This is a genomic window from Salinifilum ghardaiensis (assembly GCF_054491345.1).
This window is the reverse complement of sequence record NZ_CM137101.1, coordinates 809,051-822,292: the sequence shown is the minus strand read 5'-3', so window position 1 is coordinate 822,292 and position 13,242 is coordinate 809,051. Positions and strand designations below refer to the sequence as shown.

The following is a 13,242-nucleotide window of genomic DNA, read 5'->3' as shown; positions in this document are numbered from 1 at the left end:
GCTTCGCCGGAGCGCGGGGGTCGCGTCGTCAGCGCGCGAGCGGATCCGCGCCTACGCGGATCCGCGTAGGCGCGGATCCGCCACCGCGGACTGGCTACGTGGCCGCGGACTCCTCCGGGTCGGCCGCGTAGGCGGCGGCGAGCTCGACGAGGCTGCGCGCAGCGAATCCGGAGGCGCCCGCGGTGACCTCGTCGCGCTCCGATTCGGCCCGCGCCGGCCCGGCGATGTCCAGGTGCGCCCACGGCAGGTCGCCGTTGAACTCGCGCAGGAACAGCGCCGCGGTCACCGCGCCCGGTCCAGCGGGGGCCTGCTTGAGGTCGGCGCGCTCGCCCCGGACCGCGTCGGCGTGGTCGTCGAGCAGCGGCATCGGCCACCAGGCCTCCCCGGTGCGCCGGCCCGCGTCGCGCAGGCGCCCGGCGAGCTCGTCGTCGGTGGCGAACACGCCACCGGTGCGCAGTCCCAGCGCGACCTTCACCGCACCGGTCAGCGTGGCCACGTCGACGACCAGGTCGGGCCGGTGCTGCTGCACGCCGTAGGCCATGGCGTCGGCGAGGACGAGCCGCCCCTCCGCGTCGGTGTTGTCGATCTCGCTGGTGGTGCCGTTGTAGTGGCGCACCACGTCACCGGGCCGGTAGGCGCTGCCCGAGACGTGGTTCTCCGCGGCGGGCACGAGCGCGGTCACCCGCACCGGCAGGGCGAGCTCGGCGATGGCCGACAGCGCTCCGACGACGGCGCCACCACCGGCCATGTCGGTGCGCATCCAGTGCATCCCGTCGGCGGGCTTCAGCGACACCCCGCCGGTGTCGAAGGTGATGCCCTTGCCGACGAGCAGCAGGTGCGGCGCGTCGGAGGCGCCGTCCGGGCGGTAGGTCAGCTCCAGCAGCCGCGGCGGCCGCGCCGAACCGCCGCCGACGGCGAGGACACCGCCGAAACCGCGCTCGGCGAGCCACTTCTCGTCGCGGACGGTGGCGGTGACGGCGTCGTGCTCACCGGCGATCTCGGCGGCCGTGCTCACCAGCCACGCCGGGTCCTTGACGTTGGACGGGGCGTTGGCCAGGTCGCGGGCGACGGACGTCGCGCGCGCCCACTGCCGCGCCCGCTGCGCGGCCTCGCGCAGCGCGGCGGTGTCCTCGCCCGGCGCCGCGACGAGCCAGACGCGGCGCAGCCTGATCGGGTCGGGGCGTTCGGTGACGCGGAAGCGGTAACCGCCGAGGGCCAGGCCGAGCACGAGCGCGGCGACGGCCTCGGCGGTGATGCCGGCGGGCAGTCGCACCTGGAGGTACTCGGCTTCGGCGGCGTCGCCGAGATCTTCGGGATCGCCCTCGTCCGGGGTGGACGCGGCGAGCCGCTCGCGCACCGCGCGGCCGAGGGCTCCGCCGGCGCGGCGCCACTGGTCGGGTTCGCCGTCGGCGGCGCCGACGGCCCACCCGGAGCGCCCGTCGGTGAACGGCAGCGGGTGCAGCGAACCGGCGTCGGCCCGCGCACCGATCGCGGTGAGCACGGCGCCGTCCACGTCGGCTGCCGCGGCGGGCACCGGTTCGGAGGCGGATTCACCGGTGAACAGCGGAACGGCACCCGGCACGCCGTCCCGCCACGTCCCGGTCACGTCCACTTCGACCAGTGGGGTCGGAACGGCGGGCAGGTTCGGCTCGACTGCGCGGTGCGACCGCGACGTACGAAACACAGCGGCGGACAACAGCAGACCTTTCGTGCGCGGCAACGTGTTCGGGCCACCGGCGCCGCGGCGGCACCGCCACCGGCACGTGTTCCGGCGCGCGCCGGAGCCGTGCCGGTCCGGCGCCCCCGCCGTCCGAGCGAACCGGGTGGTCGCCGACGCCGCGGCCGGCGTCGGCGGCCGCCCGGTCGTTCGTCACCGTCGATCGGCGGCCCGAGAAGTGAATGCGATCGAATCGCGTCGGACTGTCCACACCGGCGGGCGCGCTGGCCGGCAGAACAGCCCCGCTCGCCGCGTGCCCTGCTGCCTGCGCACCGGCACCTGCGGGGTGTCCGCTGCCTTCCAGCGTCCGGTCCGGAGGGCGCCCGGCCGAGGCGGCTCCCCCAGGCGGGGTCTGGTCCGCGCGATCCATCCGTGCGAACCTAGCCCGTGGTCGACTCCAGAGCGTCGCCCAGGTTCTTCGCCTCCTCAACCGACATCTCGACGACGAGACGCCCACCACCCTCGAGCGGAACGCGCATCACGATGCCGCGTCCCTCCTTGGTCACCTCGAGGGGACCGTCTCCGGTCCGGGGCTTCATGGCCGCCATAGCGTGCTCCCTCCGTGAACTCCAACACCCCGCGGCTTCGCGCACGGCTAGCTCGGGTCTGCCCCATTGTCCCCCATGCAGAGCGCAGGATGAAAGCGAACCGATCAACTCGGGTCCGCCCTGCGCTGGTCGAATCCGCCGGACCACGGGCACTTCCGGGGCTTGTGCGGCGTTCATCCGGATCACGCGCACGCGCCCCCGGGCGCGATCCGGGGCACGCGTCCCGGCGTGTCGCCCCGCGGAGGAGCGCAACGCGGTCGGTGCCAACTCGCCGCTGTCGAACGGGAAACCACCCGCCCCGACAATCCACTGTGCACACTCCGGTGAGGGTGAAAACGACTGACACGCCTGACGATCGTTCCAGCGGCGCCACTCGCCGTTCACCTCGCGCAGCGTGTCCGAGGGTTCACGCGCCGCGCCGTGTGCTTCTGGTCACACTCGCGCGCCGGGGTGATCACGCAGCGCGATGCCGCGGGCCGGGAGGTGCCGATCATCCCGCGCGCCAGCAGTCCGCCAGGTGATCGTCGACCATGCCCGTGGCCTGCATCAGCGCGTAGCACGTGGTCGGACCGACGAAGGAGAAGCCGCGTCCCTTCAGCGCCCGGGCCATCGCCGCGGACTCGGGCGTGCGCGCGGGCACCTCAGCAGCCGTGCGCGCCCGGGAGCCGCGCCCGGCCGGCGCGAAGGACCACAGCAGCTCGTCGAGGGACTCACCGGAGCCCACCAGCACGCGCGCGTTGGAGATCGCCGCGTCCACCTTCGCACGGTTGCGCACGATGCCGGGGTCGGCGAGCAGCGCGGCGCGCTCGTCCTCGCCGAAGGCGGCCACCCGGTGCGGATCGAAACCGGCGAAGGCGCGGCGGAAGGCGGGGCGCTTGCGCAGGATCGTCAACCAGGCCAGCCCCGACTGGAACGCCTCCAGGGTGAGCCGCTCGAACAGGGCCCGGTCCCCGTGCAGCGGGCGCCCCCACTCGTGGTCGTGGTACTCGGCGTAGTCCGGCGGGTGCGCACCCCAGGGGCACCGCGCGTACCCGTCGTCACCGCGGATCGCGCCGGTCATTCCCGCTCCCCGGCGTCCGGACGCGGGTGCTCCCCCTCCGCGGTGCCCGCAGCTCCGCTCCCGGCGGCCGCGGAGCCCTCGGCGGTGCCCGCCCCTCCCCCGGCCTCCGCTGCGCCGAGCTCCGCTGCACTGGCCTCCGCTGCGCCGGTTTCCGCGCGCTCGGGCACCTCTCCGGTGCCGGTCGCGGCCTCCTGCGCCGTCGCTGAGCGCCCGTCCGCGGGGTCACCGGCCGGGCCGGGCTCCCCGCCGCGCGCGCGGTGCAGCTGCTCCTCGGCCGCCGCGAGCTGGCGCTGCAGCACCGCCACCCGGCCGCGCAGCTCGTCGAGCTCACCGGCGACGCGTTCCAGCGCCCAGTCGACCTCGACCGCCTTGTAGCCGCGCAGCACCTGCTGGAACCGCAGCGCGCGCACATCGGAACCGTCGACCTCGGAGGACGGCAGGCGGGTCGGCGTCGCCCCGGGCGGCAACGACTCGAGCTGCTCGCCGCGGCCGAACACCACCGAGGCCAGCAGGAACACCACGGCCCCGACGACCAGGGCCGCGAACAGGTAGAGGAGCGCACTAGCCACGGTGGCCCATCGTGACACGGTGCGCCCCGGCCGCGGTCCGGGACCTGCGCACCCGCACGCCCGGGAGGAAGGGACCCGCCGAGGGCGTCCGCGGGCGGTGGCGCGCACGGGACCGCCCGGGGCGGACGAGACCCCGGCGGTGCGCGCGCGAGCGCCGCACCGGAGCGGCCGTCACACCGGCGCGGCCGTCCGGCCGCCCAGCACGCCCTCGATCGCGGAGGTGAACTCGCGCCAGGCCCGGCGCTCGGCGTTCAACGTCTGCTGCCCGACGTCGGTGAGCTGGTAGGTCCGCCGCCGGCGGCCGCCCACCGTGCTCCACGTGCTGCGCACGTAGCCTGCGCTTTCCAGCCGCCGCAGCGCCGGGTAGACGGTCCCGGTCGGCAGGTCGACCGCACCACCGCTGCGTTGCTGCAGGACCTCGATGATCGCGTATCCGTGCAGTGCCTTGCCGTCGAGCGTGGCGAGTAACAGAGCATCCAGGTGACCGCGTAGCGCATCTGCCTTCACAAGTAGCGACTCTACGGATGTTCGGGCGCACTGTCACCGTCTTCCGGCAAGGGACCTTGGTCCCGGAAATGCGCGCGCTCGAATGATTTGCCTCACGCCTCGCCGCGTGCCCGCGCCCCGGGGCGCCCCGACACGCGAACCCCGCGCGCCGCCCCGCAATCTGGACTCGTTCCAGGGAGCGCAATTTTCATGAAAATTGTAAGTTGTCCCCACACGAATGGAGCACAATCCATCCACAGGGGGTGGAGTTGTCCCCGGGCGCGGGGGCCGAGGGACGACTGCGGGGCGCTTCCTAGGCCAGGGCGCGCAGCACGGCGTCGGGCGGGCGGGTCCCGGCGATCGACGCGACCATCTCCACCACCCGCCGCGTCTGCGCCACCTGGTGCGCGCGGAAGACCCGCGCGCCCTGCCAGGCGGCGACCGCCGTGGCCGCCAACGTGCCCTCGACGCGCTCGTCCACACCCGTCCCGAGCGTTTCGCCGATGAAGTCCTTGTTGGACAGGGCCATGAGCACCGGCCACCCGGTGGCCGCGAAACGGTCGGCGTGCCGCAGCAGCGCCAGCCCGTGCCAGGTGTTCTTGCCGAAGTCGTGGGTCGGGTCGATGAGCACGCCCTCCGCGGGCACACCGGTGGCGACCATCCGCTCGGCCCGCTGCACCAGCTCCTCGGCGACCTCGGCGACCACGTCGGTGTAGCGGGGGCGGAACGGGTCGGTGCGCGGCGGCAGCCCTCCCGTGTGCGAGCAGACCACGCCCGCGCCGAACTCCGCGGCCACCTCGGCCAGCAGCGGGTCAGCCCCCGCCCAGGTGTCGTTGAGCAGGTCCGCGCCCTCCGCGCAGACCTGGCGGGCCACCTCGTGCCGCCACGTGTCCACGCTGAGCACCAGCTCCGGGTGCCGGCGGCGGACCTCCCGCACGAACGGGACGACGCGGTGCGCCTCCTCCTCCGCGTCGACCGGCTCGCCCTGGGCCCCGGCGCGCACCCCGCCGATGTCGATGATGTCCGCGCCCTCCTCGGCCGCGCGGTCCACCGCCTGCACCGCGGCGTCGGCCGCGAACGTGCTGCCGCGGTCGTAGAAGGAGTCGCGCGTGCGGTTGACGATCGCCATCACCAGCGGGCGCTGCCCGGGCACGACCTTGTCCCGGAAGCGCAGCCCGGCCCGCCCCGGCATCACGCCGAGCTCGCGGCGCAGGCGTCCAGCGCCTGCTCCACGTCGGTGGCCACGGTCAGCACGTCCAGCGAGGACTGCGCGGCGAAACCGGACCGCACCATGCCGCGCAGCCAGCTGAGCAGGCCGTCGAAGTGCCCGTCCGGGTCGAGCAGCACCACCGGTTTGGCGTGCAGGCCGATGTAGCGGGAGGTCCACACCTCGAACAGCTCCTCGCAGGTGCCGATGCCGCCCGGCATGGCGAGGAACGCCGAGGCGTGGCTGTCCATGAGGCCCTTGCGCTCGCGCATGTTGTCCACGATCAGCAGCTCGTCGGCCTCGTCGTCGGCGATCTCGTGCTCCACGAGCGCCTGCGGGATGACCCCGATCGTGCGGCCACCGCCCGCCCGTGCGGCCCGGGCGACCTCGCCCATCATCGACACCCGGCCGCCGCCGGAGACGAGCGTCCAGTCGCGCTTGGCGACGCCGCTGCCCACCTCGGCGGCCAGGTCCATGTAGCGCTGCGGCACGGCGCGGGACGCGCAGTACACGCACACGGCCGTGGCCCCGGTGGACTCGTTCGTGCTCACCTTCGAACCTCCTGCTGCATCGTCCCACCCCTGCGGCGCCCGCCGGGATCATCGTAGCGGCGCGGCGGCGCGCGGAACCCGCGGCCGCGTCCCCCCGCCAACCAGAAATACCAGTTCACCGGGGATTCACATGTCGTCTCGGCGGCGTACGATGAGCACACACGAAGCAGTCACGCACCGTGGACGCCGGCGCACCTCGCGTGCGCGACGACAAGGATCGTTCCCGGCGGGCACCGATCCCGCGCCGGACGGCCCCGCCGGCGGACCGGCTTCGCGCCCCGAGGGGGCTGTCATGTTCACCGAAATCGCGGTCATCATCCTGGTGGTGCTGGTGCTCGGGCTCGCCACCAGCATCAAGGTCATCCGGCAGTACGAGCGCGGCGTCGTCTTCCGGTTCGGCCGCCTGCTGGAGCACACCCGCAGCCCCGGCCTGACCATGATCGTCCCGGCGATCGACCGCATGCACAAAGTCAGCCTGCAGATCGTCACCATGCCCATCCCCGCGCAGGAGGGCATCACGCGGGACAACGTGACCGTCCGCGTGGACGCGGTGGTGTACTTCCGCGTCGAGGACCCGCCGCGGGCGATCATCAACGTCGAGGACTACCAGTTCGCCATGGGGCAGGTCGCCCAGACCTCGCTGCGCTCCATCATCGGCAAGAGCGACCTCGACGACCTGCTGTCCAACCGGGAGAAGCTCAACCAGGGCCTGGAGCTGATGATCGACAACCCCGCCCTGGGGTGGGGTGTGCACATCGACCGGGTGGAGATCAAGGACGTCTCGCTGCCGGACACGATGAAGCGCTCCATCGCGCGGCAGGCCGAGGCGGAGCGGGAGCGCCGCTCGCGCATCATCTCCGCCGACGGCGAGTACCAGGCCTCCCGGAAGCTCTCGGACGCGGCCAACGTCATGTCCGACACGCCCGCCGCGCTGCAGCTGCGCCTGCTGGAAACGGTCGTCGAGGTCGCCGCGGAGCGGAACTCGACGCTCGTGCTGCCCTTCCCGGTGGAGCTGCTGCGGTTCGTCGACCAGACGGCGGGGATGGCGACCGGTGCGGGCGAGCAGTCCGCGGAGAGCACCACCTCCGCCGCGAGCACCCCGGCGGACACGAAGAACACCGAGCCGGAGGAGCCGGGCACGCCGTCGACCGCGGCGCTGGCCGCCCTGGCCGACCCGGAGATCCCCGCCGCCGAGGTGCCGCCGGCTCCGCGCTCGAGCGAGGAGGACTCCCCCGCCGAGGAGGACTCCCCCGCCGAGGCGTCTGCTGCCGAGGCGGCCCCGGCTGCCGAGGCCGCCGAGGAAGTCGCTCCCGAGGGCGCCGAGGAGGGCACTACCGGGGCGAGCGGGTACTCCGACCGGCCCGGGGCTGCGGACGCCGCGGACTCCGCGCGGGCTTCCGCGGACGAGGACGGCCGCGCGGCCGCGCACAACGGCCTCCCCGGCCAGCGCGGGACCGAGGAGCGCGAGTTCTCCGGCTACTCCGGCCTCTCCTGAGCGGCCCCAGCCCCGAGCGGCCCTGCCCCGAGCTGCCGGGCGGAGCTGCGCCCGGGCACCGCCGTGCACCCCTGAGCGGGGTGCACGGCGGTCGGCGCGTCCGGGGGTTCTGACCCGGCCCGCAGGCCGACCACGACCGCGAGGTCGCCGAGGACCGGCTCGGAGCTGCGCTCGACGCGCTCCGCCCGGCTGAGCGCCCGGCCCGGCGGGAAGCGCCCGGTCAGCCGAGGAAGCTGCGCAGCACCTCGGTGCAGTGGCGCACGTGCGCGGCGTGCACGTGCTCCTGCCGGGTGTGCGCCAGCGCGGGGTCGCCCGGCCCGAAGTTCACCGCCGGCTGCCCGCGCGCGGCGAACCGGGACACGTCGGTCCAGCCGAGCTTGGCCACCGGTTCGGCCCCCGAGGCGGCCACCAGCTCCGTCGCGGGCGCCCGGTCCACACCCGGGCGCGCGGGCGCGGCCGCGTCCTCCACCGCCACCTCGAAGCCCTCGAACACCTCGCGCAGGTGCGCTTCCGCCTCGGTCACGGTGCGGTCCGGGGCGAAGCGGTGGTTGACCGTCACCACGCAGGAATCGGGCACCACGTTGCCGGCGACCCCGCCCTCGACGCGCACCGCCTGCAGTCCCTCGTGGAAGGCGAGCCCGTCGACCTCCGGCCGCCGCGGGGTGTACTCGGCCAGGCGCCGCAGCACCGGTTCGGCGGCGTGGATCGCGTTGCTGCCCATCCACGCGCGCGCGGAGTGCGCCCGCACGCCGGTGGTGCGCACGCGCACCCGCATCGTGCCCTGGCAGCCGGCCTCGACGACCGCGTTGGACGGTTCGCCCACCACGGCCAGGTCCCCGTCCAACCACTCCGGCAGCTCGCGCTCGATGCGGTTGAGCCCGTTGCGCTCGGCCTCGACCTCCTCGCAGTCGTAGAACACGAACGTCAGGTCGTAGCGCGGCGCGGTCAGCTCGGCGGCCAGCCGCAGCAGCACCGCGTCGCCGCTCTTCATGTCCGTGGTGCCGCAGCCGTGCACGACCTCCTCCTCGCCCGCGCCGGTGCGGTGCGACGGCAGGTTGTCGTTGACCGGGACGGTGTCCAGGTGCCCGGCGAGCACGACCCGCCCGGACCGGCCGAGGTCCGTCCGCGCCAGCACCGCGTGCCCGCTGCGCACGACCTCGAGGTGCGGTGCCTGGCGGCGCAGCGCCGACTCCACCGCGTCGGCGATCTCCCCCTCCTCGCCGGAGACGCTGGCGACGTCCACCAGCGCGGCGGTGAGATCGACGGGGTCGGCGGCCAGATCCAGCGCATCGCTCATGACCCGGCAGGTTACCGTTTTAGCCATGAGCACAGGTACTCCCGACCAGCAGAGCACGGGCGCCCAGGGCGTGGGCGTGGCCACGGTCACCGATGACGGCACGGTGCTGGACACGTGGTTCCCCAGCGTCAAGCTCACCGACCCCGGTGAGGCCACCGAGCCCGGCAGCACCCGGCTGACCCCGGAGCAGGCCGCCGAGTACCTCGGCGCCGCCGGCGCGGAGCTGCTCGGCCGGGACGACGCGCGCAACGTGGAGATCGTCGCCGTGCGGACCGCAGTCGACCGGCTCGACACGCCGCCCGCCGACACGCACGACGTGTACCTGCGGCTGCACCTGCTGTCGCACCGGCTGGTGCGCCCGCACGGCCAGAGCCTGGAAGGCATCTTCGGCCTGCTGTCGAACGTCGTGTGGACCAACCACGGGCCGTGCGCGGTGGAAGGCTTCGAGGCCACGCGGATGCGGCTGCGCGCCCGCGGCGCGGTCACCGTCTACAGCGTCGACAAGTTCCCCCGGATGATCGACTACGTCGTGCCCTCCGGGGTGCGCATCGGGGACGCCGACCGCGTACGGCTCGGTGCCCACCTGGCCAGCGGCACGACGGTGATGCACGAGGGCTTCGTCAACTTCAACGCGGGCACGCTCGGCGCGTCCATGGTGGAGGGCCGCATCTCCGCCGGGGTCGTCGTCGGCGACGGCTCCGACGTCGGCGGCGGCGCGTCGATCATGGGCACGCTCTCCGGTGGCGGCAAGGAGGTCATCTCCGTCGGCGAGCGCTGCCTCATCGGTGCCAACGGCGGTGTCGGCATCTCGCTCGGCGACGACTGCGTCGTCGAAGCCGGCCTGTACGTCACCGCAGGCACCAAGATCACCCTGCCGGACGGCACGATCACCCGCGCCCGCGACCTGTCCAGCTCCAACGGGCTGCTGCTGCGCCGCGACTCCACCACCGGCGTCGTCCAGGCCAGCGCCCGCAGCGGCGGTCCCGTCGAGCTGAACGCCGCGCTGCACGCCAACGACTGACAGGACTCCGGGAATCCGCGGAGCGGCCGTTGAGGGCGGGGGATGGGGGTAGCTGGGAGGAACCTCCGGCGGGGCCTCGCTGCGGGACCCCCGACATCGGGTAGCCACCCGCAGGCCGCCTGGCGGACCAGCTGCGCCCCAGCGCACATCCACCGGTCCGCGCCCGCGGACACCGGTGGCAGTTGCCGGGGCGGTCGGCACGCCCGCCCGCCCCGGCAACTCACCGTTCGGAGCAACCGCCAGTGCCGCGTGCGCTCCTAGAATCGGGTGATGGCTGTTGAGCAGCGCGGCGCCTCCTCGTCCCCGGACGGCGCGCACCCCGCCGCGGGGAGTTCGGACGCGCCGGGAGCGACGGGCCGCACCGCTCGCGGCGAGCTCGCCGCGAGCATCGGCCTGACCGCCGCACCCGTGACCCCGGCCGACGACAGCGATCCGGCCGAGCAGGTGCGCGCCGGGCTGGACCACCGCCTGCGGGTGCTCGTCGACCGCGACCCGGGCACGCGCAGCGGCGAGGACCCGGAAGACCTGCACCAGATGCGCGTGTCCGTGCGGCGCATGCGCGCCATGCTCAAAACGGCGCGCGACTTCCTCGACCGCGGCCGCTCGGACCCGTTGCGCGCCGAGCTCGGCTGGCTCGGCCGCTCCCTCGGCCCCGTGCGCGACCTCGACGTGCAGCTCGGGCACCTCGCCGAGCAGGTCGCCGCGCTGCCGGAGATCGACCGCGCCGGCGGTGAGTCGCTGCTGCGGGAACTGCGCCGGCGGCGCGAGCGGGAGCGGGAGGCGATGCTGTCCGCGCTGGACAGCGCCCGCTACGACCACCTGCTGCGCCGGCTCGTCGAGTACACCTCCGCCCCGGTCGGCGCAGCCGTCCCGACCGGCCGGACCGCCACGACCGGGGCGGCCGAGCAGCTGCTGCGGCTGACCGGGCGGCAGTACCGCAAGCTGCGCAAGGCGGTGCGCGAGCTGCCGGACGAGCCGAGCGACGAGCAGCTGCACGACCTGCGCATCCGCGGCAAGTCGCTGCGCTACACCGCCGAGTTCGCCGAACCGCTGTGCGGCGAACCGGTGCGCGGGGTGCGGAAGGCGGCGAAGGCGCTGCAGGACGTGCTCGGCGAGCACCAGGACGCCTGCGTGGCCCTGGAGCAGCTCCGCGAACTCGGCGGGCAGCTGGGCTCGCGCGGTGACGCCCCGGCGGGGTTCACCGCCGGCCGCCTCGCCGAGCAGGAGAACCGGCGGCGCCTGCAGCGCCGCGAGCAGTGGCCGCGGACCTGGCAGGAGCTCCGCTCAGCGGCCGGCGAGCTGAGCTGAGGGCCCGCGGACCGGCCGTCGCGGGCTGGCCCGGTGCGGCGGGGATCACCGGCGTGCAGCGGGGATCACCGGCGCGCCGCCCCGCCTCGCGAGGCGCCCGCGCCGAACCCCGCTCGCAGCGGAGAAGGTCGCGGAACGAGCTCAGGTCAGGCGCTGCACGGCCGCGGCGATCCGCTCGTCGGTGGCGGTCAGCCCGATCCGCACGTGCTGCTGCCCCGCGGGCCCGTAGAACGTGCCGGGCGCGGCGAGGACGCCGCGGCGGGCCAGCCGGTCGATCGTGCTCCACGCGTCCTCACCGCACGTGGCCCACAGGTACAGCCCGGCGCGCGAGTGCTCGACGGTGAACCCGGCGGACTCCAGCGCGGGCAGCAGCGCGGCGCGCCGCTCGGCGTAGCGCTTGCGCTGCTGCTGCACGTGGGTGTCGTCCTGCAGCGCCGCGGTCACGGCTTCCTGCACCGGGCGCGGCATGATCATGCCGGCGTGCTTGCGCACCTCCAGCAGCCGCCGCACCAGGTCCGGGTCGCCGGTGACGAAGCCGGCGCGGTACCCGGCGAGGTTCGACGACTTCGACAGCGAGTGCACCGCCAGCACGCCGGTCGGCTCCAGGCCCACGGACGGGTGCAGCACGGACACGGGATCGGTCTCCCAGCCGAGCGCGAGGTAGCACTCGTCCGAGGCGACCACCGCCCCCACGTCCTGCGCCGCGCGCGCGGTGCGCCGCAGCTCGCCGGCGTCGGCCACCCGGCCGGTGGGGTTCGACGGCGAGTTCAGCCAGACCAGCGCCGTCCCCGCCGGGGGTTCCTCGCCGGGCGCGAGGCGCACGACGTCGGCGCCCGCCAGCCGCGCCCCCACCTCGTAGGTCGGGTAGGCCAGCTCGGGGATCGCGACCAGCTCACCCGGCCGCACCCCGACGAGCGTCGGCAACCACGCGACGAGTTCCTTCGACCCGACCGTCGGCAGCACCGCCTCCGGATCGGGCGCGGTCACGCCGTGCCGCCGGTGCAGCGCCCCGGCGGCGGCCTCGCGCAGCGCGCGGGTGCCGTGCGTGGCGGGGTAGCCCGGCTGGTCCGCGGCCGCGTTCAACGCGGTGCGCAGGACCTCCGGGACCGGGTCCACGGGGGTGCCGACGGACAGGTCGACGATGCCGTCGGGGTGCGCCCGCGCGGTCGCCGCGTGCTCCGCCAACGAGTCCCACGGGAACTCGGGCAGCCGCGGACCGCGCGGCGCACCACTGCTCGCGGTGCTCATTCGGCCTGCGGAGGCAGGCTCACGACCGGCTCGACGTCCTTGTTGACCTTGCCGACCTTGGCGGCGCCGCCCGGCGAACCCAGGTCGTCGAAGAAGTCCGCGTTGGCCTGGGTGTACGCCGTCCACTCGTCCGGGACGTCGTCCTCGTAGTAGATGGCCTCGACGGGGCACACCGGCTCGCACGCGCCGCAGTCGACGCATTCGTCCGGGTGGATGTAGAGCATCCGACCGCCCTCGTAGATGCAGTCGACAGGGCACTCCTCGATGCAGCCCTTGTCGAGCACGTCGACGCAGGGTTCGGCGATCACGTAGGTCACGGTTGCTCTCCTGCTTGCAGCGTAGTTCCGACGCGCAGGAATCTCCTGGCGCGACGCGTCGAGAATATCGCTCCGCGGGCCCGCGAGCTCGCAGCAGTCCCAGAGTGCGGAACGACATCGACTTCACCGGGCGACTCTATGCGGAGCGGGAAAACAGCGTAAACGATCGGGATCACAGCCCGGCGGCGCCCATGCCGCCCGCCCGCCGCACGTACCCGCCCGGCGGCGTGCGGCAAACCCGAGGTGCACCCCGGCGACGTGGGGATTCGCCGGCCGGCGGGCGCACGCACCGCCGCGCCCGCAGCCGCGGCGACATCCCGCGCAACCCGGACATGCCGTTCGCCACACCCGGTGTGCCCCGTTCGGCGGTCGCCCCGCCGCGCTCCACGGCGACGGCGCCTCCGCAGACGCACCCATC

12 protein-coding genes and 1 pseudogene are annotated in these 13,242 nt (G+C 74.5%); 3 read left to right on the top strand and 10 right to left on the bottom strand.

The genetic code is table 11. The annotated features are described in order from the left end of the window. Positions 1-94 precede the first annotated feature (94 nt). The 7 genes from ACVGV0_RS03670 to ACVGV0_RS03640 form a co-directional block, all read right to left on the bottom strand. Positions 95-1,612, bottom strand: a complete 1,518-nt coding sequence (locus ACVGV0_RS03670; RefSeq protein WP_459158442.1) for a leucyl aminopeptidase family protein — start codon at positions 1,610-1,612, stop codon at positions 95-97. A gap of 485 nt (positions 1,613-2,097) precedes the next feature. Next, positions 2,098-2,265 (bottom strand): DUF3117 domain-containing protein, encoded by a 168-nt coding sequence (locus ACVGV0_RS03665; RefSeq protein ID WP_459158441.1) that lies wholly within the window; start codon positions 2,263-2,265, stop codon positions 2,098-2,100. Between the two features lie 490 nt (positions 2,266-2,755). Beyond that, complete coding sequence (locus tag ACVGV0_RS03660) at positions 2,756-3,325, bottom strand: DNA-3-methyladenine glycosylase I (protein ID WP_459158440.1); 570 nt, start codon at positions 3,323-3,325, stop codon at positions 2,756-2,758. Next, positions 3,322-3,894 carry a DivIVA domain-containing protein gene (locus ACVGV0_RS03655; protein ID WP_459158439.1) on the bottom strand — a complete coding sequence of 191 codons (573 nt, stop codon included), beginning with the start codon at positions 3,892-3,894 and terminating at the stop codon, positions 3,322-3,324. Before ACVGV0_RS03655 ends, ACVGV0_RS03660 begins: the two co-directional genes overlap by 4 nt. Before the next feature lie 171 nt (positions 3,895-4,065). Continuing rightward, positions 4,066-4,401: a PadR family transcriptional regulator gene (locus tag ACVGV0_RS03650; protein WP_459158438.1), complete on the bottom strand. Its 336-nt coding sequence runs from the start codon at positions 4,399-4,401 to the stop codon at positions 4,066-4,068. A 292-nt stretch (positions 4,402-4,693) separates the two neighbouring features. Further along, entirely contained in the window at positions 4,694-5,572 is an 879-nt protein-coding gene (gene folP, locus ACVGV0_RS03645) for a dihydropteroate synthase (RefSeq protein ID WP_459158437.1), read from the bottom strand. Continuing rightward, complete coding sequence (locus ACVGV0_RS03640) at positions 5,572-6,138, bottom strand: LOG family protein (RefSeq protein ID WP_459158436.1); 567 nt, start codon at positions 6,136-6,138, stop codon at positions 5,572-5,574. The genes folP and ACVGV0_RS03640 overlap by 1 nt, the downstream gene beginning before the upstream one ends. A 292-nt stretch (positions 6,139-6,430) precedes the next feature. On the opposite strand from ACVGV0_RS03640, the pseudogene ACVGV0_RS03635 reads away from it, so the two are divergent. Beyond that, a pseudogene (locus ACVGV0_RS03635) lies at positions 6,431-7,169 on the top strand (slipin family protein); the annotation flags it as partial. 684 nt (positions 7,170-7,853) lie between these two features. Here the strand turns inward: ACVGV0_RS03635 and dapE are convergent. Next, entirely contained in the window at positions 7,854-8,930 is a 1,077-nt protein-coding gene (gene dapE / locus ACVGV0_RS03630; protein WP_459158435.1) for a succinyl-diaminopimelate desuccinylase, read from the bottom strand. Positions 8,931-8,955: 25 nt separating this feature from the next. Here dapE and dapD point away from each other — a divergent pair, with 25 nt between their 5' ends. Beyond that, complete coding sequence (gene dapD, locus ACVGV0_RS03625; RefSeq protein ID WP_459158434.1) at positions 8,956-9,951, top strand: 2,3,4,5-tetrahydropyridine-2,6-dicarboxylate N-succinyltransferase; 996 nt, start codon at positions 8,956-8,958, stop codon at positions 9,949-9,951. Positions 9,952-10,221: 270 nt separating this feature from the next. After that, on the top strand, positions 10,222-11,259 hold the full coding sequence (locus ACVGV0_RS03620) for a CHAD domain-containing protein (protein WP_459158433.1): 1,038 nt from the start codon (positions 10,222-10,224) through the stop codon (positions 11,257-11,259). Positions 11,260-11,400: 141 nt separating this feature from the next. On the opposite strand, the gene dapC is transcribed toward ACVGV0_RS03620, so the two are convergent. Both dapC and fdxA read right to left on the bottom strand, forming a co-directional pair. Next, a complete protein-coding gene (gene dapC, locus ACVGV0_RS03615) occupies positions 11,401-12,507 on the bottom strand; it encodes a succinyldiaminopimelate transaminase (RefSeq protein ID WP_459158432.1) in 1,107 nt (368 codons plus the stop codon). After that, positions 12,504-12,824, bottom strand: coding sequence for a ferredoxin (fdxA, locus tag ACVGV0_RS03610; RefSeq protein WP_459158431.1), 321 nt, complete (start codon positions 12,822-12,824; stop codon positions 12,504-12,506). Before fdxA ends, dapC begins: the two co-directional genes overlap by 4 nt. Positions 12,825-13,242 lie beyond the last annotated feature (418 nt).